The organism is Peristeroidobacter agariperforans, assembly GCF_004138335.1.
Classification (GTDB): Bacteria; Pseudomonadota; Gammaproteobacteria; order Steroidobacterales; family Steroidobacteraceae; genus Steroidobacter; species Steroidobacter agariperforans.
Genome location: NZ_RYFW01000001.1, coordinates 2,791,465 through 2,814,808 on the forward strand (window position 1 = coordinate 2,791,465; position 23,344 = coordinate 2,814,808).

A 23,344-nucleotide genomic window follows, 5' to 3' on the forward strand; every position below is an offset into this window, starting at 1 on the left:
ATCCAAGGATCGAAAGCGGCCAAGGTCCTTTCGATACGCTCGCCAAAAGGCGTGACTTGTGTCGAGCTGCGAATCAGCGCTTCTTCTGCTGCGCCTTCTCGGCGTAGGTGCGTGCCAGCTCTTCGGCGAACAGCGTCGGCAGGTTCTGCTCGTTGCGCTGATTGAGTACCTGATAGAACTCGGTGTAGAGGTCCCAGTACTTCATCTTGTTGGCCGCGCCGAGCAGCGCGCCGCGCTTCAAGCCGCGATCGAACTTTTCCTGCAGCTCGCCCGGCTCGATGCGATTCATCACTTCGTCGATTGCCGCCTGGATGGCCGCAGACAACGATTGCTGGTGGGCGCGCAGATCCGCGAACGAATCGCGGATCGCGTCTACCGGCCCGAGATAACGCGTGTTGTTATGGCCGTCGAACAGCTTCACCAAAGCTTCATCGACGCTCGGCGAGAATTTCAGCGGATTGTTGTCCGCCGGCTGAATCGTCGTCTGGCTGAGGCGCAGACGATTCTTCTGATCGGCGCGACCCTTGAGCACATCCATCAAACCGAGCACGACCTCGCGAGTCATTTGACCGGCGAGTTGCAGCAGCGCGTGCTGGGTTTCCAGCGGAATCGACGCCGGATCGATGCCGGCGCCCCGGCAGAACGCTTCGACGCCATTGGCCGGCTCGAGCACTGCATCGGTTGCGCGGCGGCCGGTGCGGGGCTCCGGCGTCGGCGCAGCAGCGGGCTTCTCGGCCGGACGAGCTAGCGACGCGGGATTGGTCAACGCCTGCAACGACTTTCGATCGTACGGCTTGGTCTGCATCTGCCAGTCGTCGGGCTTACCATTGGGCACGACGGTGCGCTGCTCGATTTCCTCGGGCGCATCCAACAGCGAAGCAAAGCCACTGCGCGCGGGCTTGCCGGGCACGGTGTTGTTGTTCGGAACACCCGGCCGGGTCGACTGCAGGTCGATGCCCAACGCCTTGTTGAGATCGAACATGCTGGGGCTCGAGTTGCCGGCACTGACCGTGGCGGCGGCAGGGCTTGGCACAGGGGCCGGCTTGATGGCCGCGTCGGTCAACAGGTCGGTGATGTCCAGCTCTTCGCCAAGGTCCATCTCCGGCGCGGGCGATCTGCGGCGCGAACCAGAAGAGGAGCGGGCGGGCGCGGGCATCTGGCCGCTGGCATCCGAGGGGAAGTCCTGGCGCTCGTCCACGCTGACAATGATTTCATAGTCGCCGAGCCGCAGCCGATCGCCGTCTTTGAGAGCATAGGCGCCCGCGACCGAGGCGGGCACATCGGAGCCGTTGATGAAGACTCCGTTGGTGCTGGTATCCTCCAGCATCCATTGACCGGCACGAAACTCCACCTTGCAGTGGTGGCTGGAGATGTAGCGATCGGGGTCCGGCAGGATCCAGTCGTTGTCCGCGGCGCGGCCGATCCGCCCGCCGGTGACGCCGAACAGGCGCGAGCTGCGCTTGCCGAGCGCCTTGTAGTGATCGCTGATGATGCGGAGTTTCAGTGCCATGGACCGAGAATTCAGGAGATTGCTTACGCGGTAGCGATCGCGGTGGCGTCAGGAATGTGATCAGGAATGTTACATAGCCTGGACCCGCAGCCTACCAACGAGGCCCAAGAGCAAGATGGCAGCCAGTCACATTTTCAAGGTCGTGTTTGTCAACCAGGGCAAGGTCTACGAGATCTACGCCCGCAAGGTCAGCCACGGCTCGTTGTTCGGCTTCGTGGAGGTCGAGGAGCTGGTGTTCGGCGAGCGTTCGGCCGTAGTGGTCGACCCTACGGAAGAAAAGGTAAAGGCCGAATTCGAGGGCGTAAAACGCACCTATTTGCCCATGCACTCGGTGCTGCGCATCGACGAGGTGCGGCAGCAGGGCGTGAGCAAGATCAGCAATTTCGAGGGCTCGAACGTCACCCCGTTCCCGATGCCCGTGTACACGCCCGGCGACAAGAAGTAAGCGCAGCGGTCTGCCCGGTTTCGGGCACCAGGGTGGGCCCGTTTTCCTGTATGATTCGCGCCCGTTCCGCTGCCCCCTCCGCACCGCATGCTGACACTGTCTGGCGCGCCTGCACTGTCCGATTTCCGTTCCGCTCGCCTGCTTGCCGCCCTTCGTTCGCGAGTCCCCTCGGTCGAATCGCTGACCACGCGCTTTACGCACTTTGTTCAAGTGCGACGGGAACTTAGCGCTGAAGAACGGCGCGTTCTGGAGGCGCTGCTGACGTACGGCTCGACCCAGCCGAGCTCGGCGCCGGGTGCCAGCGATCAACTGATCGTCGTCATCCCGCGTCCGGGCACGATTTCACCCTGGTCGAGCAAGGCCACCGATATCGCGCAGGTCTGCGGCCTGGAGGCCGTCGAGCGTATCGAGCGCGGCATCGCTTATTTCGTGCGCGGCTCGCAGCCGCTGTCGAAGGCCGAGCTCGAGGCCATGGCGCCGGCGCTCTATGACCGGATGACCGAAGCGGCGGTGTTCTCCTATGACGACGCGGCGCAGTTGTTCGATCACCAGTCGCCGCGCCGGTTGAACACCGTGCCGCTGTTGGCTCGTGGCCGTGACGCGCTGGTCGAAGCGAACGAATCGCTCGGCCTGGCCTTGTCGGCCGACGAGATCGACTATCTCGCCGACAATTTCAAGAAGCTGAATCGCGATCCCACCGACGTTGAATTGATGATGTTCGCGCAGGCGAATTCCGAGCACTGCCGGCACAAGATCTTCAACGCCGACTGGATCATCGATGGCGAGCGTCAACCCAAGTCGCTGTTCGCCATGATCAAGAACACCTACGCGAAGAACTCGCGAGGCGTGCTCTCTGCCTATCGTGACAACGCGGCGGTGATCGAGGGACCCGTTGGCCGGCGCTGGTTCGCCGACGTGAATCAGCACGCGTACGCGTTCAACGACGAGCCCATCGACATCCTGATGAAGGTGGAGACTCACAACCATCCGACCGCGATCTCGCCATTCCCGGGCGCGGCGACCGGCTCGGGCGGTGAGATTCGTGACGAAGGCGCGACCGGTCGCGGCGGCAAACCCAAGGCGGGCCTCGCGGGATTCTCGGTTTCTCACTTGCGCATTCCCGGTTTCGAACAGCCGTGGGAAAACGATTTCGGCAAGCCGGGGCGCATCGCGTCGGCGCTCGACATCATGGTCGAAGGCCCGCTCGGCGCGGCCGCCTTCAACAACGAGTTCGGCCGGCCGAACATTCTCGGTTACTTCCGCACGTTCGAGCTCGAAGCCGCGGCTGACAAGTCCGGCTCGCGAGCGACGCTGCGTGGCTATCACAAGCCCATCATGATCGCGGGCGGCGTCGGCAACGTGCGTCGCATGCACGTCGAGAAGTCGGAAATTCCTGCGGGCGCGAAGATCGTCGTGCTTGGCGGGCCGGCGATGCTCATCGGTCTGGGCGGCGGCGCCGCTTCGTCCGTCGGCAGCGGTGCGAGTACGGAAGATCTGGACTTCGCCTCCGTGCAGCGAGGCAACCCGGAAATCCAGCGTCGCGCGCAGGAAGTCATCGACCAGTGCTGGGCGATGGGCAAGGACAATCCCATCCTGCTGATTCACGACGTCGGCGCGGGTGGTATATCCAATGCCATCCCCGAGTCGATCGCACACAGCGAAGGTCGCGGCGGTCGCATCGATCTGCGCACCGTGCCCTCGGTCGAGCCGGGCATGTCGCCGGTCGAGATCTGGTGTAACGAAGCGCAAGAGCGCTACGTGCTGCTGATCGATGCCAAAGATGTGAAACGTTTCGCCGAGCTGTGCGAGCGCGAGCGCTGCCCGTTCTCGGTGGTCGGCGACATCACCGACGACGGCTGGCTGAAGGTCGGCGATCCGTTGCTCAAGGATCCGCCGGTGGATCTGCCGCTCAACGTCATGCTCGGCAAGCCGCCGAAGATGACGCGCGATGTGAAGCAACTGCCGCCGCTCGGTGACGACTTCACCGGCTCCAAACTCGATGTGCGCGACGCCGCTTATCGGTTGCTGCGCTTCCCGCCGATTGCCGACAAAACATTCCTGATCACGATTGGCGACCGCACCGTCGGCGGTTTGATCAGTCGCGATCCGATGGTCGGTCCGTGGCAGGTGCCAGTCAGCGACGTGGCCGTGACGATCAGCGATTACACATCGGCAACGGGTGAAGCGATGGCAATGGGCGAGCGCACACCGCTTGCGCTGCTGAACGCTCCCGCGTCGGGGCGGATGGCGGTCGCCGAGGCCGTTACAAACATTGCTGCGGCCGATGTGGCCGCGCTCGATCAGGTCCGTTTGTCTGCAAACTGGATGGCCGCGTGCGGCGAGCCCGGTGAAGATGCGGATCTGTATGCGACGGTGAAGGCCGTCGGCGAAGAATTCTGCCCGGCGTTGGGAATTACGATTCCGGTCGGCAAGGACTCGCTGTCGATGAAGACGACCTGGCAGGGCGAGAAGGGCGCTCGCCGCATGGTCGCGCCGCTGTCGTTGATTGTTTCGGCATTCGCGCCGGTGCGCGATGTCAGCCGCACGCTCACGCCGCAACTGCGGCCGGAGATCGACAGCGCGCTCGTGTTGATCGATCTGGGCGCAGGGCGCGATCGGCTCGGTGGCTCGTGTCTCGCGCAGGTGTTCGGCAGGCTCGGTCACGAAGCGCCGGATTGTGACGATCCGAAGGTGCTCGCGAATTTCTTCGCCGCGATCGTCGAGCTGCGCGCTGCGGGTTCGATCGTCGCGTATCACGACCGCTCTGACGGCGGTTTGTTTGCAACGCTCGCCGAGATGGCTTTTGCCGGTCACTGCGGCATGGACGTCGATCTGGGCGTGGAAGTCCGCGATCCGAACGCCGCGTTGTTCAGCGAAGAGTTGGGCGCGGTGCTGCAGGTTCGTTCCAGCGACGTGAAGTCCGTGCTTGGCGCCCTCGATCGTCACGGGCTCGCGACGATGAGTCGCGTCATCGGCAAGGTGACGCAAGAAGATCGTCTGCGCATCCGGTCCGGCGGCGAGTCGCTGTTGGATGAGTCGCGAACCGATCTGCATCGCGCGTGGTCTGAAACCAGCTTCCGTATGACGCAGCTGCGCGATAACCCGCGCGGCGCGCAGGAACAGTTCGAGACGGTCACCGATCCGAACAATCCTGGCTTGAACGTCAAGCTCAGCTTCGACCTGAATCAGGACGTTGCCGCGCCGTTCATCGCCAAGGGCGCGCGGCCAAAAGTTGCGATCCTGCGCGAGCAGGGCGTGAACAGCCACGTCGAGATGGCGGCTGCGTTCCATCGCGCCGGATTCTCACCGTTCGACGTTCACATGACCGACCTGGTCGCGGGCCGCTTCGATCTGAACGAGTTCCGCGGCATGGTCATCTGCGGCGGCTTCTCTTACGGTGACGTGCTCGGCGCCGGCGAGGGCTGGGCGAAGTCCATTCTGTTCCACTCGCAGCTGCGCGATTCGTTCACCAGGTTCTTCCATCGGTCGGAAACATTCTCGCTCGGTGTTTGCAACGGCTGTCAGATGATGGCGGCGCTGCGCGAGCTGATTCCGGGCACGGAACACTGGCCGAAGTTCGTGCGCAATCGCTCCGAACAGTTCGAGGGCCGCCTGTCGCTGGTCGAGGTGGTGAAATCGCCGTCGCTGTTCTTCGCCGGCATGGAAGGCTCTCGCATGCCGATCGCCGTCGCGCACGGTGAGGGTTATGCGGACTTCGCAGGTCGCGGCAATATCGATGCGCTGATCGGCGCAAACCTCATGTCGCTGCGCTTCGTCGACAACCACGGCAATGCGACCGAACGTTATCCCGCAAATCCCAACGGCTCGCCGCGCGGTCTCACCGGCATCACGACGCCGGACGGGCGCGTGACGTTGCTGATGCCGCATCCGGAGCGCGTGTATCGCACGTTCCAGAACTCGTGGCATCCGGATGGATGGAGCGAGGACAGCCCGTGGATGCGCATCTTCCGGAACGCCCGCGTGTGGGTCGGTTGATGCACCATCTGCGGATGGGCCGCTAGCATCGCGGGCATATAGTCCGACCCTCTTCCCAACCTGGAGGGTTCGGCTATGGGTTTGCTGGATCAAATCAGCGGTGCGGTCGGCGGCATGCTCGGACAGGGACAGGCCGGTGCTCAGGGCTCGGGTGTGAACTCGGGTCTGTTGCAACAAGTGATCGGCATGCTCGGCACACCCGGCGCGATGAGCAACATCACCAAAGGTTTTCACGGCGCCGGACTCGATAACGTATTGCAGTCCTGGGTCGGGACCGGCCAGAACCTGCCCATCACCGGCGATCAAGTGAAGCAGGTGCTCGGATCGGGCAACGTCGCTGACCTCGGCGCACGCGCCGGGCTCAGCGAATCGGACGCGTCCAATCAGCTCGCGGGCATGTTGCCGCAAGTCATCGACAAGCTCACTCCCGACGGCAAGCTGCCCTCACAGAGCGATCTGAGCTCGGTGCTCGGAAAGCTAACGCACTAAAGGAAGGTTATTGCCAGCTGCCGGCGGCCTGCTGGGCCGCTGCATTCACCGGACGGGCGATCAAGCCCGTCTGGGTGATCGAAATCTCGTAACGGGCGCCGTCGGACATCGGCATATAAGCAGCATTGCCGTAGACGGCGTCCACGAAGGGCAGGCGATCGGGCCTGTCGAGCGTGATCTGCCACAAATCCAAGCCGGGATTTTCAGCGAGCGGATACACCGTGCGCTCGGCAGTGCGTTCCTGTGTGATGTCGCGATAGCGGCCGCTGACGCGCTCCAAACGATACTGCGCATCCAGGCCGAACAAGTTCGCCCAGCCTTTCCACTTCAGCACGCGCGCGTCGAGCTGCCACTCGTCGCCGGCCAGAACAAACATTTGAATCTCGCCGTTCGGCACCTGCGTGAGCGTGGCGTTGAACGACTGCGGTGCGCGCTGTTGGAACACGATCTCGGCAACCGGACGCTCGAACGTCAAACGCGCGTAGGTGTGCAGATTCGAGGACACGACGAACAACAAAGCGGCGATGGCTAGCAGCAGCGCTCCAGTGAAGGCGCTGCCGCCAGCGGCGAGGAAGCGGGCGCGGAACAGCCGCTGACACGCGAGTATCAGCAGCAACAGTCCGAAGATGGCGATGACCAGAATGACTGCGTTCGAGATCACGCGTTAGCCGTCCTTGTCTGCGCCATCTTGGTAACTCCTTACGCGTCGAGCTTCTTGTAGCGGATGCGATGCGGACGGTCCGCATCATCGCCCTTGCGACGTTTGAAGTCTTCGACGTATTCCGCGTAATTGCCTTCGAACCAGACCACTTCGGAGTTGCCTTCGAAGGCCAGGATGTGCGTGGCGATGCGGTCCAGGAACCAGCGATCGTGCGAGATCACGATGGCGCAGCCCGGGAAGCCCAGCAGCGCTTCTTCGAGCGCGCGCAAGGTTTCCACGTCGAGGTCGTTGGTGGGCTCGTCGAGCATCAGGACGTTGCCGCCGCTCTTCAGCACTTTCGCCAGATGCACGCGATTGCGCTCGCCGCCCGACAGCTCGCCGATCAACTGCTGTTGCTGCGTGCCGCGGAAGTTGAAGCGACCGACGTAGCCGCGCGACGCGGTTTCGTAGTTGCCGACCTTGATCATGTCGAGGCCGCCCGAGATCTCCTGCCACACCGTGTTGCTGTCGGTCAGCGACTGGCGCGATTGATCGACGTAAGCCAGCTGCACCGACGGACCGATGCGGATCTCGCCGCTATCTGGTTTTTCCTGGCCGGTGATCATGCGGAACAGGGTGGTTTTACCGGCGCCGTTCGGGCCGATGACGCCGACGATGCCGCCAGCCGGCAGGTTGAAGCTCAGGTTGTCGAACAGCAGGCGGTCGCCGAAGCTCTTCTTCACGTTCTTCGCTTCGATCACCAGCTCGCCCAGGCGCGGGCCGGGCGGGATGTAGATTTCGTTGGTCTCGTTGCGCTTCTGGAATTCCTGCGAAGACAGCTCTTCGAAGCGCTGCATGCGGGCCTTGCTCTTGGCCTGGCGCGCCTTCGGATTCGAGCGCACCCACTCCAGTTCGCGTTCCAGGGTCTTGCGCAGACCTTCCTGTTGCTTCTCTTCCACGGCGAGGCGCTTTTCCTTCTGGTCGAGCCACGAGGAATAGTTGCCCTGCCAGGGAATGCCGTGACCGCGATCGAGCTCGAGGATCCAGCCGGCGGCGTTGTCGAGGAAGTAACGATCGTGGGTCACCGCGATGACGGTGCCGGGATATTGCTCGAGGAAGCGTTCCAGCCACGCGACCGATTCGGCGTCGAGATGGTTGGTAGGCTCGTCGAGCAACAGCATGTCGGGCTTCGACAGCAGCAAACGGCACAGCGCGACGCGCCGGCGCTCGCCGCCGGAGATCTTGGTCACGTCCGCGTCCCAGGGCGGCAGGCGCAGGGCGTCGGCAGCGACTTCGAGCGTGCGCTCCAGCTCCCAGCCGCCTTTGGCGTCGATGGCATCCTGCAGCTTGGCCTGCTCCTCGAGCAGCTTGTTCATTTCGTCCGGATCGAGATCGGGATCGGCGAACTTGTCGCTGACGGCGTTGAAGCGGTCGATCAGCGACTGCACGTCGCCGACGCCTTCGAGCACGTTGCCGCGCACATCCTTGTTCGGATCCAGCCCCGGCTCCTGCTTCAAGAAGCCGATCTTGATGCCCGGCTGCGGGCGGGCTTCGCCGTCGATCTCTTTGTCCTCGCCCGCCATGATGCGCAGGAGCGAGGATTTGCCCGAGCCGTTCAAGCCGAGCACGCCGATCTTGGCGCCCGGAAAAAATGACAGGGAGATGTCCCGCAGGATGATGCGCTTGGGCGGCACCACCTTGGAGACGCGGTTCATGGTGTAGATGAATTGGGCCATAAGCTCTCTGCAGGGCTCGGTCGATACGGGCGCGGAAACGCGCAAGGGGGCAGAATGATACTACCGACATCGGGCCGAGTCGTGCAGCATTGGGCCCGATGACGCTATACCTCGTACTTCTCTTACCGTTTGTCGGCGCGTTGGGCGCAGGACTTCTGCGAGCCACCGCCCGTAACGTGGAAGCATGGCTTGCCGGGGCGGTCGCGATTTCCTGCGCGGCCATCCTGGCGACGTACTATCCGGACATGCTCGCCGGCAGGGTAGTGCAGGTCGCCGTCGACTGGCTGCCGCAATATGGCCTCACCTTCGGGCTGCGCCTCGACGGCTACGCATGGATGTTCGCCATGCTGGTGACCGTGATCGGCGCGCTGGTGGTCGTCTATGCGCGCTACTACATGTCGCCGGCCGATCCGGTGCCGCGCTTTTTCTCGTTCCTGCTGGCCTTCATGGGCTCGATGCTCGGCGTGGTGCTGTCGGGCAACCTGATTCAGCTGGTGATGTTCTGGGAGTTGACCAGCTTCACCTCGTTCGTGCTGATTGCTTATTGGTATCACCGCACTGACGCGAGGGCCGGTGCGCGTATGGCGCTGACAGTAACTGCCGCGGGCGGCATGTGTTTGCTCGCCGGCGTGCTGATGATGGGGCACATCGCGGGCAGTTATGACCTGGATCGGGTGCTTGCGGCGGCGGATACGATCCGGGCGCACTCGCTCTATCCATGGTTGTTGACCATGGTGCTGCTCGGCGCCTTCACCAAGAGCGCGCAGTTTCCGTTCCACTTCTGGTTGCCTCGCGCGATGGCTGCGCCGACGCCGGTGTCGTCGTACCTGCACTCGGCGACCATGGTCAAAGCCGGCGTGTTCCTGCTGGCCCGACTGTGGCCGGTGCTGTCGGGCACGGATCTTTGGTTTGCGATCGTCTGCAGCGCCGGCCTCGCTTCGCTGCTGGTCGGTGCCTATGCCGCTACTTTTCAGCGCGACATGAAGGGCGTGCTGGCGTATTCCACCATCAGTCACCTGGGGCTCATCACGCTGCTGCTCGGCATGAACAGCACGCTCGCGCTGGTGGCGGCGGTGTTCCACATGCTCAACCACGCGACTTTCAAGGCGTCGTTGTTCATGGCGGCAGGCATCGTGGATCACGAGACCGGCACGCGCGATTTGAAACGCCTCGGCGGCCTGTATCACGCGATGCCGATTACCGCGACGCTGGCGATGGTCGCCGCGGCAGCCATGGCCGGTGTGCCGCTGCTGAACGGATTCTTGTCGAAGGAAATGTTCTTCGCTGAAACCATGTTCGCGGGCGAAGCGCTGTGGTTGCGTATCTTGTTGCCCGCGACTGCAATCCTGGCCGGCATGTTCAGCGTCGCCTACTCGGCGCGTCTGATTCGTCAGGTCTTCCTTGGCACCGCCCCCGGTGAGCTGCCGCGCACGCCGCATGAGCCGACGCGATGGATGCTGCTGCCGAGCGCCACCCTGGTGTTGCTCTGTTTGCTGGTGGGCGTGTTGCCGGGCCGGACGATCGGTCCGGTGCTGGATCTTGCGACCCGAGCCATTCTAAGTGACGGCCGCATGCCGGTGTACAGCCTCAAGGTGTGGCACGGGTTGAACATGCCGTTGCTGATGAGCGCGGCGGCATTCATCGGCGGCCTGGCGATTCATGCGTGGATGACCCATCTCGGTCATCCCGAAGGCGTGTTGAAACCGCTGTTCCGTCGCTTCGACGGCAAGCGTGCATTCTCGGTCTTGCAGGTGCGACTGATCCGCGGCGCGACCCGGTTGGTGAACGGCATCTCGTCCACTCGATTGCAGACGCAGCTGGCGTTGATCGTCGTTGCCGTCATCACAGCCGCTGCAGTCGCGACGCTGGGGCGGTTGAACCTCGATCTCACCACCGACCTGGCGCAAATCGATCCAGCGTTTGCGTTGTTGTGGGTAGTGGGTGGTGCTTGCGCGATCGGCGCGGCATTGCAGGCTAAGTTCCATCGCCTCGCCGCGCTGATCATGGTCGGCTGCGCGGGTTTGGTCACATCGCTCACGTTCGCGTGGTTCTCCGCGCCTGATCTGGCGCTGACTCAAGTGAGCGTGGAAGTCGTGACGACAGTATTGCTGCTGCTCGGATTGCGCTGGATGCCGAAGCGGTTGGCGATGGATCTGAAGAACCGCGATACGGCGCGTGCGCGTGCTCGTCGCGTTCGCGATGCCACGCTTGCGATCGTCGCCGGCGTCGGTATGGCTGTGCTCGCTTACGTGGTGCTGACTCAACCGGCCGGGCCGGGCATCCGGGATTTCATCGTGAAGAACGCGCTGCCGGGCGGAGGCGGGCACAACATCGTCAACGTCATTCTGGTGGACTTCCGTGGCTTCGATACGTTCGGCGAGATCACCGTGGTCGGCATCGTCGCGCTCACGATCTACAAGCTGCTGCGTCGATTCCGTCCCGCGCCAGAAGTCATGGCTTCGTCAGGGCAGAAGCGGGATCCTGGCCGTGAGCTGCCTGACCCGCGCGATGCCGTGCCCAAGGGGGTGATGCTCGTACCGGCCATCATCGGGCGACTGTTGTTGCCGATGGCTGGCGTGGTCTCGGTGTTCTTTCTGTTACGAGGTCACAACGCGCCGGGCGGCGGTTTCGTCGGCGGCTTGGTGATGGCGACGGGATTCATCGCGCAGTACCTGGTGAACGGAACGTTGTGGGTGGAGTCGCGCCTGCGCATTCATCCTCAATACTGGATCGGTGGAGGCCTGCTGTGTGCGGCCGGCGCAGGTTGTCTGGCCTGGTTCGCCTCGCTGCCCTACATGTCCGCGATCGTTTGGGAGCCCAAGCTACCGTTGCTGGGCAAGTTGCACCTGTCGAGCGTGCTGGTGTTCGATCTGGGCGTTTATTTGCTCGTCGTGGGCACCACGACGCTGATGTTGATCGCGCTGGCGCACCAGTCGTTGCGCAGTCATCGACGGGTGGCGGAAGCCGAGGAGTTGACCAGCGTGAGGATGGTTCGCTGATGGAGCTGATTTATTCCCTCGCGGTTGGGATTTTCTGTGCGTGCGGCGTGTGGCTGCTACTGCGGCCGCGTACCTTCCAGGTGATTCTCGGCCTCGCGCTGCTGTCCTATGCGACCAACCTGTTTATTTTCGCGATGGGCCGGCTGACGCTGGATCGGCCGCCGCTGATCGATCCCAACGTGGTGGCCGATGCGTCGCTCTATGACGATCCCATCCCGCAGGCGCTGGTGTTGACGGCCATCGTGATCGGGTTTGCGACCACGGCGTTGTTCCTGGTGATGTTGATCGCCTCGCGCGGCTTCACCGGCACGGATCATGTCGACGGCGTGGAGAAGGACGAGTGAGCACTCTGCTTCGCCATTTGCCAGTGTTGCCCATCGTGCTGCCGCTCATCAGTGGCGCGTTGCTGTTGTTCCTGCCGCAGCAGCGCACGGTGTTGCGCTCGTCGATCGCACTGCTGTCTACGCTTGCCCAAGTGGCGATCGCTGCGTACCTGCTGCACCGGCTGATCGATCCGCAGCCCGGGTTGCTCGAGCACGGCGTTGAGGTCTATGTACTCGGCGGGTGGGTCGCGCCGTACGGCATCGTGCTGGTCGTCGATCGCCTATCGGCGTTGATGCTGGCGCTGAACGCCGCAATCGCGCTGCCCGTACACGTTTATTCGCTGGCGCATTGGGATCGTGTCGGAGTGCACTACCACTCGATGCTGCAGTTCCTGTTGATGGGACTGAACGGCGCGTTTCTCACCGGCGATCTGTTCAACCTGTTCGTGTTCTTCGAGATCCTGCTGTCGGCGTCTTACGGCCTGTTGTTGCACGGCTCGAACGCGGTGCGTGTGAAGGCCGGCCTGCACTATGTCGCGGTGAACCTGGCGGGCTCGCTGATATTCCTGATCGGCGTGGCGCTGATCTACGGTGTCGCTGGCACGTTGAACATGGCCGATCTGGGCGTGCAATGGGCCGCGATGGCGCCGGAGCGTCGCAGTTTGTTCGAGGCCGGCGTCGGCATCCTCGGTATCGCGTTTCTGATCAAGGCTGGCATCTGGCCGCTCAACTTCTGGTTGCCGAAGACTTATACCGCCGCCAGTCCGCCGGTCGCGGCGATGTTCGCGATCATGACCAAGGTCGGCGTCTACGCGCTGTTGCGCATGGGCTCGCTGCTGGCGATCCCCGAGGCGCCGGCGCCATTTGCCGGTCCGTGGCTGTTTTACGGAACGGTGGCGACGATGTGGTTCGGCATCGTCGGTATGCTCGCGGCGCGACAGCTGACTCGGCTGGTTGCGTTCTCCGTGATTGCTTCTTCCGGAACATTGCTGGCAGTCATCGCGCTCGGTGTTACCTCGGCGACCGCGCCGGTGCTGTTGTATCTGATTGCGTCGGTGCCTGCGGGGACAGCGTTCTTTCTCATCGCCGGTATGACCGAACGGCTGCGGGTCAACTCAGTCACTGAAGAGACAAGGGCCCCGCAACCGACGACTTACACGGCCTTCATGGCGGGTGAGCCTCATGAGGTCGGTGACAACGAGCTCGACGAGGTCGGCGTCGCGATTCCGGCGGCGCTGGCGTTCCTGGGCATGGCGTTCGTGAGCTGTACGCTTCTCACGACCGGTATGCCGCCGTTGGTGGGCTTCATGGCCAAGTTTTCGATAATCTCGGCGCTGCTCGGCGCGGCCATGGATCAATCTTCCCTGGATGCGTGGTTGTTGATTGTTTCTTTGCTGGCGGCGGGGTTCGCGGGGCTGATCGCGTTGACCAAGCGTGGCATGCGCAGCTTTTGGTCGACGGGACGTACGACGCCGCGACTGCGCTTCATCGAGGCCATGCCGGTCGCATTTCTGATCCTGCTGTGCGTGACGATGACCATCGCTGCCGGCCCGGTGATGAACTATCTCGACTCCGCGGCGGAGTGGCTGCACGAGCCGAACGCTTATATTCACGCGGTTCTGCCCACCAGGGAGGTGTCGCCGTGAAGCGCATTCCTGTGCTGTTGCCGCTCGGGCTGGCGGTGTTGTGGCTGGTGCTCACCGAATCGCTGAGCTGGGGCAACGTTGCGCTGGGCCTGGTGTTGGGCTTCGGCATGGTGCTCAGCTTTCAGAACCTGCGACCTGTCACGCCGCGCTTTCGGCGCGTGCACGTCGGGTTCGGCTTGCTGTTCAAGGTGCTGGTGGACATCGTCAAATCCAACATCGCGGTCGGCCGGATCGTGCTCGGCCTCACTCACGGTCGCGAAGTGAGAAGCGGCTTTCTCGACATTCCTCTGGATATGCGCGATCCGCACGGCCTTGCGGTGCTCGCCATGATCGTCACGGCCACGCCAGGCACGGTCTGGTCGGGATTGGCGGACGATTCATCGATGTTGAGATTGCACATTCTGGATCTGCAGGATCCGGAAGCATGGATCCGCACGATCAAGCAACGCTACGAGCGGCCGCTACTGGAGATTTTCGAATGAACACCGTACTGCATGCGGCGGTGTGGTTCGCGCAGTTGTGTTTCGCACTGGCGATGGTGAATGCCGCCATCGCGGTGATGCGAGGACCGACGGCGCAGGATCGGGTGCTCGCGCTCGACACGCTCTATATCAACGGCATGTTGACGCTGTTGCTGTTCGGCGTGCGCTGGGCGTCGTTCGTGCACTTCGAGGTCGCCATGCTGATTGCGCTGTTCGGCTTCGTCGGCTCGGCGTCGCTGGCAATGTTTCTATATCGGGGCGAGGTGATCGAGCCATGATGCCGGAAATCCCTGCCTGGATCGCTCTGCCGGCCACGGTGCTGCTCATCGTCGGCGGGCTGCTGACGCTGGTGGGCTCAATCGGGCTGCTGCGGATGCCAAACTTTTTCATGCGCATCCACAGTGTTTCCATGGGCAACACGCTCGGCGTGGGCTGCGTGCTGGTGGCATCGATGCTGATCGCTTCTGCCGTGGCGCACCGGCCGGTCATTCATGAACTGTTGATTACCCTGTTCGTGGTATTCACCGCGCCCATCACCGCCATCGTGCTGATGCAGGCCGCAATCCGAAGAACCAAGCCGCCGAAGCAATAATTTGCCCCGCGCCGCTATGGCTACGCTATGGCTATGGCTGCGACGTTCCGGGTAGAGTGCGGCATCATTGGCCTTAGCGTGGATTCGATGTTTGCTCGGGGAATTCGCCGTGACTGAGGCCAGCCGTAGCGTCCTGCTCGTCTCCGGCGACGAAATCGCCCGCTATGGTTTCGGCGACGGCCACCCGTTCGGGACCGATCGGCACGAAGCGTTCATGCGAGAGCTGCACAACTGCGGCATGGACGGTCGGGTCCTGCGGGCCAGCGCCCGGCCTGCCACCCGCGAAGAGCTCGAATGGTTTCACGCGCCGGCCTATGTCGATCTGGTGCGTGAACGCTCGGTGACCGGTCATGGTTACCTCGACGCGGGCGATACCCCGGCATTCCGAGGCGTTTACGAAGCTGCCAGCAGTGTCGTCGGCGGCACCCTGACCGCAGTCGAGGCCGTCATGGCCGGCAAGGCCCGGCGTGCCTTCATTCCCATCGCAGGTTTGCACCACGCGGCGCCCGAGCGGGCCGCGGGCTTCTGCGTTTTCAACGACTGCGGTGTGGCTGTTCACTACCTGCGACAGCGCCACCAGCTCAAACGCATCGCCTATGTGGATATCGACGCCCACCACGGCGACGGCGTGTTCTATGCGTTCGAGGACGATCCGGAGCTGCTGTTCGCGGACCTGCACGAAGACGGCCGGTATCTCTATCCCGGCACGGGCCATGCGAACGAAACCGGGGCGGGGCAGGCTCGCGGCACCAAGCTCAACCTGCCGTTGCCGCCGGGCGCGGACGACGACGAATATCACCAGGCCTGGGCGCGCGTCGAAGAGTATCTGCTGGCCGGCCGGCCTGAATTCATCCTGCTCCAATGCGGCGCCGACAGCCTGGCCGGGGATCCGATCACCCATCTGCGCTTCAGCGAGGCGGCTCATGCGCATGCCGCGGCCCGGTTGTGCGCCATCGCCGACGAGCTCGGCCACGGCCGGGTCGTCGCCATGGGCGGCGGGGGCTATAACCGCCGCAATCTGGCCCGGGCCTGGACCCGCGTCGTCGAGTCCTTCCTGGACAGCGAAGAACAGTTCGAAGCGGCCCATCGGGAAGCGTCGTAGGCGCCAACCGCCAGCCGCTTTCCCGTACAATCGGCGCCCCCACTGCCGAGGTATCCATGTTCCCCGCCAACGCCAACATCGCCGGTTTCGACCCGGAGTTGCAGGCCGCGCTCAACGCCGAGCGCGCCCGCCAGGAAGCCCACATCGAGCTGATCGCGTCCGAGAATTACGCCAGCCCCCGCGTCCTCGAGGCGCAAGGCTCGGTGCTCACGAACAAGTACGCCGAAGGGTACCCGGGCAAGCGCTATTACGGCGGCTGCGAGCACGTGGATGTGGCCGAGCAACTGGCCATCGATCGCGCCAAGAAACTGTTCGGCGCCGCTTATGCCAACGTGCAGCCGCATTCCGGCTCGCAGGCCAATGCCGCGGCCTATCTGGCGCTGATCAACCCGGGCGACACCATCCTCGGCATGAGCCTGGATCACGGCGGCCACCTCACGCACGGCGCCAAGGTCAATTTCTCCGGCAAGCTGTTCAAGGCCGTGCAGTACGGTCTGAATCCCGCGACCGGTGAAATCGACTACGACCAGGTCGAGCGTCTGGCGCAGGAACATCGTCCGCGCCTGGTCATCGCCGGCTTTTCCGCCTACTCGCGCGTCATCGATTGGGAGCGTTTCCGCAAGATCGCTGACGGCGTCGGCGCTTATTTCCTCGTCGACATGGCGCACATCGCAGGCTTGGTCGCGGCTGGCGTGTATCCGAGCCCGGTGGGCATCGCTGACGTGACGACCACGACCACGCACAAGACTTTGCGCGGTCCGCGCGGTGGTTTGATCCTCGCTCGCGAAAACGAAGAGATTCAGAAGAAGCTCAACTCGCTGGTGTTCCCGGGCACGCAGGGCGGCCCGCTGATGCACGTGATCGCCGCGAAGGCAGTGGCGCTGCTGGAAGCGTTGCAGCCCGAGTTCGCCACTTACCAGAAGCAGGTCGTCGCCAACGCGCGCGCCATGGCTGCTGCTTTCATCAAGCGCAACTACAAGGTGGTGTCCGGCGGCACGGACAATCATTTGTTCCTGCTGGATCTGATCGGCCGTGACATCACGGGTAAGGATGCGGACGCGGCGTTGGGCCGTGCTCATATCACCGTGAACAAGAACGCCGTGCCGAACGATCCGCGCTCGCCGTTCGTGACCAGCGGTCTGCGCATCGGCACGCCGGCCTCGACCACGCGCGGCTTCAAGGAAGCGGAAGTGACCGAAGTGGCGAACTGGATCGCCGACATCCTCGACGAGAATGGCAGCGAGGCCGCCGTCAACCGGACCCGGGCCAAGGTCGAAGAGATCTGCCGCAAGTTCCCGGTGTACTCGCAGGCGAAGTAACAAAGAACAGCTCGGCGGTTTCTTCGGCATATGCACTGTCCGTTTTGTAATCACGAAGAAACAAAGGTCATCGATTCGCGGCTGGCGGGCGAAGGACAGCAGATTCGCCGTCGCCGCGAATGTTTGAAGTGCGGCGAGCGCTTCACGACCTTCGAGACCGCCGAGCTGGTCATGCCTCGCATCATCAAGAGCGACGGCAGTCGCGCGCCGTTCGATGAGCAGAAGCTGCGCAACAGCCTGCTCAAGGCCCTGGAAAAACGGCCGGTGTCGAGCGAGGCGCTGGATGCTGCCGTGGTGCACATCTGTCACAAACTGCGTGCGCTCGGCGAGCGTGAAGTGGCCGCTCGACAGATTGGCGAGATGGCCATGGAAGAGCTGCACTCGCTGGATGAAGTCGCGTACGTGCGGTTTGCTTCCGTGTATCGCAGCTTTCAGGACGTGGACGCGTTTCGCGAAGAGATCGAGCGCATGCGTGCCCGCGTTCGCGACACCGAAGGGCAGCTGCCGCTGTGGGCGGGCGGCGACGCCAAGAAGAAATAGCCGTGTTTTCCGCTTTCGACGAACGAATGATGCAGCGGGCGATCGAGCTCGCGGCGCTCGGTCGTCACACGACTCAGCCCAATCCCTGCGTCGGTTGTATCCTCGCCCAAGGCGAGCGCATCGTCGGCGAGGGCTGGCATCGCAAGTGGGGCGAGCCTCACGCCGAGCCATTGGCGTTACAGGCGGCGGGCGCCGAGACGAAGGGCGCGACGGTGTATGTCACGCTCGAGCCGCATTCGTATCAGGGGCGCACTCCGCCGTGTACGGATGCGCTGATTCGCGCCGGAGTGCGTCGTGTCGTCATCGGTGTGCTCGATGCAAATCCGAAAGTCAGTGGCGACGGCGTACGTCAGCTGCAGGCGGCCGGCATCGATGTGCAGGTTGGCTTGCTTGCGGAGGCAGCTCGCGAGCTGAACCTGGGTTTCGAGACACGCATGATCACGGGCCGGCCGCGGGTGATCGTGAAATCCGCGATCAGTCTGGATGGTCGCATCGCGCTCGCAAACGGCCAGAGCAAATGGATCACTGGCGCGGCGGCACGCGCCGATGTGCAGCGGTTGCGTTCGCGAATGAGCGCGGTGCTGACCGGCATCGAGACGGTGCTGGCCGATGATCCGCAGTTGAATGTGAGAGACCCGTCGATCGAGATGCTCGGTCGCCAGCCGTTGCGAGTCGTCCTCGACAGCAAATTGCGCATGCCGCGTGGCGCGGCGATGTTGAAGTTGGCGGGCGAGACACTGGTGTTTACCGCGGCCGGCGGCAGTCAGGCAAACGCTGCCGATCACTTGCGCGACGCGGGCGCTGAATTGGTTGTGGCGGAGTCGGACGCCGAGGGCCGCATCGACCTCGATTTCGTACTGGCCGAGCTGGGGCGCCGGATGTGTAACGACGTGCTGGTCGAGGCCGGGCCGACGCTGGTCGGGCGAATTCTGCAACTCGGCCTGGCCGACGAGATAATCGCCTACATCGCGCCCGTACTGCTCGGCCCCGACGCGCGACCGATGGCGAATCTGGCGGCACTCCAGGCGCTGGACCAGGCGCAACGATATACAATGCATTCCGTCGAGCGGATTGGAGACGACGTGCGACTGACGCTGCGGCGGCGCTCGCCAGCCTGATAGTCATTTTTTATCAGCCACTGCTCGAAATGTTGCGCGGAGTAGTCCAGTCTGCTGCAAAGTGCGCGAGTGGCTGTTTACAAGCGGTTTCCCGAGATGTTTACCGGAATAGTGCAATCTGTTGGCGAAGTGCGAGCGGTCACGTCGCGGGGTGGCGATGTTGAATTGCTCATCGGCGCGGCCGGGCTGGATCTGAAGTCCGTTGCCATCGGCGATAGCATCAGTTGCAGCGGCTGCTGTTTGACCGTGACGCGCATCGAAGGCCATGCGTTTGCGGCCGACGCTTCTTTGGAAACATTGAACGTAACGACGCTCGGTCAATGGCGCCCCGGCCAGAAACTCAATCTGGAAAAGGCGCTGTGCGCCGGGCAGCCGCTCGGCGGCCACTATGTGACGGGTCATGTCGACGGCATCGCCAGCGTCACCGAACGCCTCAACGATGCGCGCTCGATCCGCGTGCAATTCGAAGTGCCGAAGCAGCTCGCTCGTTACATCGCTCGCAAAGGTTCCGTTTGCGTCGACGGCGTCAGCCTCACGGTGAACGACGTCGACGGCGCGAAATTCTCCGTCAACCTGATTCCGCATACGCTCGAAGTCACCACGTTGAACGAGTACCGCGCCGGCACGCGCGTGAATCTCGAAGTGGATATCATCGCGCGCTACCTTGAACGATTGAACGCTCCTGCTTGAGAGTCGCATGAAGCTGAACACTATCGATGAGATCCTGGCCGACATCCGTGCCGGCAAGATGGTCATCATCATGGACGATGAGGACCGCGAGAACGAGGGCGACCTCGTGATGGCGGGCGAGTTCGTCCGTCCCGAAGATGTGAATTTCATGGTGCGTTACGCGCGCGGCCTGATCTGTCTCACGCTGACTCGCGAGCGCTGCAAACAACTGCGCCTGCCGCTGATGGTGAGCGAGACGCACATCGATCATCGCACCAATTTCACGTTGTCCATCGAAGCGGCTGAAGGCGTGACTACCGGCATTTCGGCGCACGATCGGGCTGCGACGATTCGCGCGGCCGTGCGCAAGGACGCGAAGCCGGAAGATCTGCGTCAGCCGGGTCATATCTTTCCCATCATGGCGCAGCTCGGCGGCGTGCTCACGCGCGCCGGTCACACCGAAGCGGGCTGCGATCTCACGCGCCTGGCGGGTCTGGAGCCGGCGGCCGCCATTGTCGAGATCTTGAATGACGACGGCACCATGGCGCGTCGTCCGGATCTGGAGAAGTTCGCCCAGCAACACAATCTCAAGATCGGCACCATCGCCGACTTGATCCGCTACCGGCTGGAGAAGGAACGTTCGGTGGAGCGCATCGCCGAGCAGCAGGTGCAGACCGAGTTCGGTCCGTTCCGCATGTTCTGCTACGAAGATCACGTGAATCGCACCGTGCACCTGGCGCTGGTGGCGGGGGAGTTGTCCAACGGCAAGCCGCCGCTGGTGCGCGTGCACTTGAAGAACACGCTGGGCGATGTGGTGGGCATCCACGATCCGGCGCTCGGCTGGCCGCTGCGCTCGGCCATGGCCCGCGTCGCGAAGGAAGGCAACGGCGTGATCGTCATCTTGCGGCCCGACGAAACGGCTCGCGACCTGATGGACGCCGTGCAGGCTATCAACCACGCCGACCCGGCCAGCGCGCCGCGTCGTGTCGGCCCCGAAGTGCTGCGAACCTACGGCATTGGCGCCCAGATCCTGCGCGATCTGGGCGTGAGCCGGATGCGGGTGCTGTCGGCGCCGAAGCAGATGCAGGGCTTGTCGGGTTTCGACCTGGAAGTGGTCGAGTACGTCCACGACTAGCAGGCGACGCCCGACCGCCATCCGCGAAAGAGGGGCCTAGCGCATCCTAGGCCCGGATGGCCTATTTCCGTATACTTCGCCCCCCATCTCCGGCGCCGTCCGCGTGTATTCCATGGATTCCATCAAGACCCTCGAGGGCGACCTGCAGTGTCGCGAGCTGCGCTTTGCCATCCTGGCATCGCGCTTCAACGAGTTCATCGTCGATCAGCTGGTGAAGGGCGCGGTCGACTCGTTGCGTCGCCATGGCGCCAGCGACAAGCAGATCGAGATCGTGCGCGCGCCGGGTGCGTTCGACCTGCCGGTCGTGGCCCGCAAGCTGGCGCTGAGCAAGCGCTATGACGCCATCATCGCGCTCGGCGCCGTGATCAAGGGCGCTACTGCGCACTTCGATTATGTCGCAGGTGAATGCGCTGGCGGCCTCGCCCGGGTAGCAAACGACACCGGCATTCCCGTCTCGTTCGGCGTGCTCACGACCGACACGATCGAGCAGGCCGTGGAGCGCGCCGGAACCAAGGCAGGTAACAAGGGTAGCGATGCGGCCGTGACCGCGATCGAGCTCGCCAATCTGTTACGTAAGATCGAAGCTTGATGACTGACGAGGCACCCAAACAAATCGCTCGTGGCACTGGCTCTCGCGCGCGCTCGCTCGCCCGCAAGCTGGCGATGCAGGCGCTGTATCAATGGCAGCTGACGCAGCAGGACGCCGTCGAGATCAAGCAGCAGTATCTGGAAAGCGAGGATTCGGCGGGCGTCGACGAGGATCATTTCGTCGAGCTCGTCACGCAGACGATTGCGCGGCATGAAGAGATCACGACCGCGTTGAAGCCGTTCGTCGATCGCCCGCTGGAGCAGCTCGACCCGGTCGAAGCCGCGATCCTGATGATCGGCATGTATGAGTTGCAGCGGCGCCTGGATATTCCTTATCGGGTGGTGATCAACGAGGGCGTCGACCTGTGCAAGCGCTTCGGCGCCACCGATGCGCACAAGTACATCAACGCCGTGCTCGATCGCGCCGCGCGCGAGATCCGCGCCGCCGAACGGCAATAGCCGCCACTTCGAACTGAGGCTACTCTTTCGGTATGGGCCTCGGAGAGTTCGACATTATCGCTCGTTATTTTGCGCGCAGCAGCGGGCGAGGCGACGTCTTGCTCGGTGTCGGCGACGATGCGGCCGTGCTCGATACGCACGCGGGCCGCAAGCTCGTGGTTGCGATGGACACCATCGTCGAGGGCGTTCATTTTCTGGCCGACAGCGATGCCGCCGACGTGGGTTATCGCGCGCTCGCCGTGAACCTGAGCGACCTCGCCGCGATGGGGGCCGAGCCCGCCTGGATGACGCTGTCCTTGTCTCTGCCTCGTGCCAATGAACAGTGGCTCACCGGTTTCGCGACCGGTCTGTTCGAGCTGGCAGATGAATACAACGTCGCGCTGGTTGGCGGCGACACCGTGCGCGGGCCGTTGGTGATCACCGTGCAGGTCGGTGGCTGGGTGGAATCCCAGGCATGGCTCACGCGGTCGGGCGCGAAGCCCGGTGATCTGTTGTTTGTTTCAGGAATCCCGGGCGAGGCGGCTGCCGGTCTCGGGGTGATTCAGCGACGCATCCTGGGCGGCGAATCCGCAGCGTTTCTCACTCATCGTTTCCTACGGCCACGGCCGCGAATCGAATTGGGCCGGCAGTTGCGAACCGTAGCAACAGCGGCCATGGATGTTTCCGATGGCCTGCTGACCGATCTGAAGAAACTATGTGCTGCGAGTGGAGTGGGGGCGCAGCTGAATGTCGATCTATTGCCTGAGTCCGCGGCCATGCGCGAGTTGTTCGAAGCAGACGATGGATTGCAGTACGCCCTCGCCGGCGGCGACGACTATGAGTTGCTGTTCACTTTGCCGGCCGAGCGGGCCGCCGCCGTGTTGAGCACGCTGCAGCTTCAGCAACGAGTGACGCAAATTGGCGTCATTACGGGCGATACGGACGTCGTGTGCTTGCGCAACGGCCAGCCGTTCAGAATCAAGCGAGCCGGGTATGACCATTTCGCCTCGGGCGATACGGGCGGTTGATCCATGACCCAGGCCTCTGCGGAGCTGAAGTGGACGGCGGATCCGGCGCTGATGCGCCACCCCGTGCATCTCTTCGCATTTGGCTTCGGCAGCGGCCTTGTGCCGATCGCGCCGGGCACGGCGGGCACGCTGATCGCAATCCCAATCGTGCTTTTTGTGATGCAGTTTGGATTCGCCGTGCATCTAGCTTTTGCCATCCTGGCCGCTATCTTCGGTATCTACGTGTGCGGCGAGAGCGCGAAGCGGCTCGGCGTGCACGATCATCCTGGTATCGTGTGGGATGAGATCACCGGCTTCGCCGTCACGATGTTGACGGTGCCGGCCAAGACGTCCTGGGTGGTGGCCGGTTTCGCTTTGTTCCGGCTGTTCGATATCTGGAAACCCTGGCCGATCCGCGAGGCTGATCACAGTCTCTCCGGGGGGCTGGGAATTATGCTTGATGACGTTATTGCAGGCATTTTCGCAGCAGCGATCCTGCTAGGTATTCGACACATCCTTTGATACACGGCGCCCTTGGGGGGCTGTGTAGTAACGACGAACAAGTCAGTG

Annotated in this window: 22 protein-coding genes; 19 read left to right on the plus strand and 3 right to left on the minus strand. The window is 63.3% G+C overall.

Features of this window, described 5'->3' with window-relative positions; genetic code table 11:
- Window positions 1-73: 73 nt before the first annotated feature.
- Window positions 74-1,510 (minus strand): type VI secretion system-associated FHA domain protein TagH, encoded by a 1,437-nt coding sequence (gene tagH / locus EK373_RS12180; protein WP_129642908.1) that lies wholly within the window; start codon window positions 1,508-1,510, stop codon window positions 74-76.
- A gap of 115 nt (window positions 1,511-1,625) precedes the next feature.
- Here tagH and EK373_RS12185 point away from each other — a divergent pair, with 115 nt between their 5' ends.
- From EK373_RS12185 to EK373_RS12195, 3 genes are all read left to right on the plus strand, one after another.
- Window positions 1,626-1,955 (plus strand): DUF1820 family protein, encoded by a 330-nt coding sequence (locus tag EK373_RS12185; RefSeq protein ID WP_129642909.1) that lies wholly within the window; start codon window positions 1,626-1,628, stop codon window positions 1,953-1,955.
- Between the two features lie 87 nt (window positions 1,956-2,042).
- The gene (gene purL / locus EK373_RS12190) at window positions 2,043-5,951 is read left to right on the plus strand and encodes a phosphoribosylformylglycinamidine synthase (protein ID WP_129642910.1); all 3,909 of its coding nucleotides are present in this window, start codon (window positions 2,043-2,045) and stop codon (window positions 5,949-5,951) included.
- A 60-nt stretch (window positions 5,952-6,011) separates the two neighbouring features.
- Window positions 6,012-6,440 carry a YidB family protein gene (locus tag EK373_RS12195; protein WP_407676194.1) on the plus strand — a complete coding sequence of 143 codons (429 nt, stop codon included), beginning with the start codon at window positions 6,012-6,014 and terminating at the stop codon, window positions 6,438-6,440.
- 7 nt (window positions 6,441-6,447) lie between these two features.
- On the opposite strand, the gene EK373_RS12200 is transcribed toward EK373_RS12195, so the two are convergent.
- Window positions 6,448-7,101, minus strand: coding sequence for a cation/multidrug efflux pump (locus EK373_RS12200; RefSeq protein WP_129642912.1), 654 nt, complete (start codon window positions 7,099-7,101; stop codon window positions 6,448-6,450).
- A gap of 38 nt (window positions 7,102-7,139) precedes the next feature.
- Entirely contained in the window at window positions 7,140-8,816 is a 1,677-nt protein-coding gene (ettA, locus tag EK373_RS12205; RefSeq protein ID WP_129642913.1) for an energy-dependent translational throttle protein EttA, read from the minus strand.
- A gap of 98 nt (window positions 8,817-8,914) precedes the next feature.
- On the opposite strand from ettA, the gene EK373_RS12210 reads away from it, so the two are divergent.
- From EK373_RS12210 to EK373_RS12285, 16 genes are all read left to right on the plus strand, one after another.
- Entirely contained in the window at window positions 8,915-11,815 is a 2,901-nt protein-coding gene (locus EK373_RS12210; RefSeq protein ID WP_129642914.1) for a monovalent cation/H+ antiporter subunit A, read from the plus strand.
- Window positions 11,815-12,159, plus strand: a complete 345-nt coding sequence (locus EK373_RS12215; RefSeq protein ID WP_129642915.1) for a Na+/H+ antiporter subunit C — start codon at window positions 11,815-11,817, stop codon at window positions 12,157-12,159. The genes EK373_RS12210 and EK373_RS12215 overlap by 1 nt, the downstream gene beginning before the upstream one ends.
- Window positions 12,156-13,784 (plus strand): monovalent cation/H+ antiporter subunit D, encoded by a 1,629-nt coding sequence (locus EK373_RS12220; RefSeq protein WP_129642916.1) that lies wholly within the window; start codon window positions 12,156-12,158, stop codon window positions 13,782-13,784. Before EK373_RS12215 ends, EK373_RS12220 begins: the two co-directional genes overlap by 4 nt.
- A complete protein-coding gene (locus tag EK373_RS12225) occupies window positions 13,781-14,266 on the plus strand; it encodes a Na+/H+ antiporter subunit E (RefSeq protein WP_129642917.1) in 486 nt (161 codons plus the stop codon). The genes EK373_RS12220 and EK373_RS12225 overlap by 4 nt, the downstream gene beginning before the upstream one ends.
- The gene (locus tag EK373_RS12230) at window positions 14,263-14,544 is read left to right on the plus strand and encodes a K+/H+ antiporter subunit F (RefSeq protein WP_129642918.1); all 282 of its coding nucleotides are present in this window, start codon (window positions 14,263-14,265) and stop codon (window positions 14,542-14,544) included. The genes EK373_RS12225 and EK373_RS12230 overlap by 4 nt, the downstream gene beginning before the upstream one ends.
- Window positions 14,541-14,858 (plus strand): monovalent cation/H(+) antiporter subunit G, encoded by a 318-nt coding sequence (mnhG, locus tag EK373_RS12235; protein WP_129642919.1) that lies wholly within the window; start codon window positions 14,541-14,543, stop codon window positions 14,856-14,858. Before EK373_RS12230 ends, mnhG begins: the two co-directional genes overlap by 4 nt.
- A 109-nt stretch (window positions 14,859-14,967) precedes the next feature.
- On the plus strand, window positions 14,968-15,960 hold the full coding sequence (locus EK373_RS12240) for an acetoin utilization protein AcuC (RefSeq protein ID WP_129642920.1): 993 nt from the start codon (window positions 14,968-14,970) through the stop codon (window positions 15,958-15,960).
- Between the two features lie 56 nt (window positions 15,961-16,016).
- Window positions 16,017-17,279: a serine hydroxymethyltransferase gene (gene glyA / locus EK373_RS12245; protein ID WP_129642921.1), complete on the plus strand. Its 1,263-nt coding sequence runs from the start codon at window positions 16,017-16,019 to the stop codon at window positions 17,277-17,279.
- Window positions 17,280-17,309: 30 nt separating this feature from the next.
- Complete coding sequence (gene nrdR, locus EK373_RS12250) at window positions 17,310-17,819, plus strand: transcriptional regulator NrdR (RefSeq protein ID WP_129642922.1); 510 nt, start codon at window positions 17,310-17,312, stop codon at window positions 17,817-17,819.
- A 2-nt stretch (window positions 17,820-17,821) separates the two neighbouring features.
- A complete protein-coding gene (gene ribD, locus EK373_RS12255; RefSeq protein WP_232831078.1) occupies window positions 17,822-18,937 on the plus strand; it encodes a bifunctional diaminohydroxyphosphoribosylaminopyrimidine deaminase/5-amino-6-(5-phosphoribosylamino)uracil reductase RibD in 1,116 nt (371 codons plus the stop codon).
- Between the two features lie 96 nt (window positions 18,938-19,033).
- Window positions 19,034-19,627 (plus strand): riboflavin synthase, encoded by a 594-nt coding sequence (locus tag EK373_RS12260; RefSeq protein WP_129642923.1) that lies wholly within the window; start codon window positions 19,034-19,036, stop codon window positions 19,625-19,627.
- Between the two features lie 7 nt (window positions 19,628-19,634).
- Window positions 19,635-20,741: a bifunctional 3,4-dihydroxy-2-butanone-4-phosphate synthase/GTP cyclohydrolase II gene (gene ribBA, locus EK373_RS12265; RefSeq protein ID WP_129642924.1), complete on the plus strand. Its 1,107-nt coding sequence runs from the start codon at window positions 19,635-19,637 to the stop codon at window positions 20,739-20,741.
- A gap of 112 nt (window positions 20,742-20,853) precedes the next feature.
- Entirely contained in the window at window positions 20,854-21,330 is a 477-nt protein-coding gene (gene ribH, locus EK373_RS12270) for a 6,7-dimethyl-8-ribityllumazine synthase (RefSeq protein WP_129642925.1), read from the plus strand.
- A complete protein-coding gene (nusB, locus tag EK373_RS12275) occupies window positions 21,330-21,788 on the plus strand; it encodes a transcription antitermination factor NusB (protein WP_129642926.1) in 459 nt (152 codons plus the stop codon). Before ribH ends, nusB begins: the two co-directional genes overlap by 1 nt.
- Window positions 21,789-21,820: 32 nt before the next feature.
- On the plus strand, window positions 21,821-22,795 hold the full coding sequence (gene thiL, locus EK373_RS12280) for a thiamine-phosphate kinase (protein ID WP_129642927.1): 975 nt from the start codon (window positions 21,821-21,823) through the stop codon (window positions 22,793-22,795).
- A 3-nt stretch (window positions 22,796-22,798) separates the two neighbouring features.
- Window positions 22,799-23,296: a phosphatidylglycerophosphatase A family protein gene (locus tag EK373_RS12285; RefSeq protein ID WP_198683237.1), complete on the plus strand. Its 498-nt coding sequence runs from the start codon at window positions 22,799-22,801 to the stop codon at window positions 23,294-23,296.
- Window positions 23,297-23,344: the final 48 nt, after the last annotated feature.

Bases quoted from the DNA above. Each gene is read 5' to 3' on its own strand.
- ettA (WP_129642913.1), bottom strand. From the start codon at position 8,816: ATGGCCCAATTCATCTACACCATGAACCGCGTCTCCAAGGTGGTGCCG.
- nusB (WP_129642926.1), top strand. From the start codon at position 21,330: ATGACTGACGAGGCACCCAAACAAATCGCTCGTGGCACTGGCTCTCGC.
- purL (WP_129642910.1), top strand. From the start codon at position 2,043: ATGCTGACACTGTCTGGCGCGCCTGCACTGTCCGATTTCCGTTCCGCT.
- glyA (WP_129642921.1), top strand. From the start codon at position 16,017: ATGTTCCCCGCCAACGCCAACATCGCCGGTTTCGACCCGGAGTTGCAG.
- mnhG (WP_129642919.1), top strand. From the start codon at position 14,541: ATGATGCCGGAAATCCCTGCCTGGATCGCTCTGCCGGCCACGGTGCTG.
- EK373_RS12230 (WP_129642918.1), top strand. From the start codon at position 14,263: ATGAACACCGTACTGCATGCGGCGGTGTGGTTCGCGCAGTTGTGTTTC.
- EK373_RS12185 (WP_129642909.1), top strand. From the start codon at position 1,626: ATGGCAGCCAGTCACATTTTCAAGGTCGTGTTTGTCAACCAGGGCAAG.
- thiL (WP_129642927.1), top strand. From the start codon at position 21,821: ATGGGCCTCGGAGAGTTCGACATTATCGCTCGTTATTTTGCGCGCAGC.
- tagH (WP_129642908.1), bottom strand. From the start codon at position 1,510: ATGGCACTGAAACTCCGCATCATCAGCGATCACTACAAGGCGCTCGGC.
- nrdR (WP_129642922.1), top strand. From the start codon at position 17,310: ATGCACTGTCCGTTTTGTAATCACGAAGAAACAAAGGTCATCGATTCG.
- ribH (WP_129642925.1), top strand. From the start codon at position 20,854: ATGGATTCCATCAAGACCCTCGAGGGCGACCTGCAGTGTCGCGAGCTG.
- EK373_RS12260 (WP_129642923.1), top strand. From the start codon at position 19,034: ATGTTTACCGGAATAGTGCAATCTGTTGGCGAAGTGCGAGCGGTCACG.
- EK373_RS12215 (WP_129642915.1), top strand. From the start codon at position 11,815: ATGGAGCTGATTTATTCCCTCGCGGTTGGGATTTTCTGTGCGTGCGGC.
- ribBA (WP_129642924.1), top strand. From the start codon at position 19,635: ATGAAGCTGAACACTATCGATGAGATCCTGGCCGACATCCGTGCCGGC.
- EK373_RS12210 (WP_129642914.1), top strand. From the start codon at position 8,915: ATGACGCTATACCTCGTACTTCTCTTACCGTTTGTCGGCGCGTTGGGC.
- EK373_RS12285 (WP_198683237.1), top strand. From the start codon at position 22,799: ATGACCCAGGCCTCTGCGGAGCTGAAGTGGACGGCGGATCCGGCGCTG.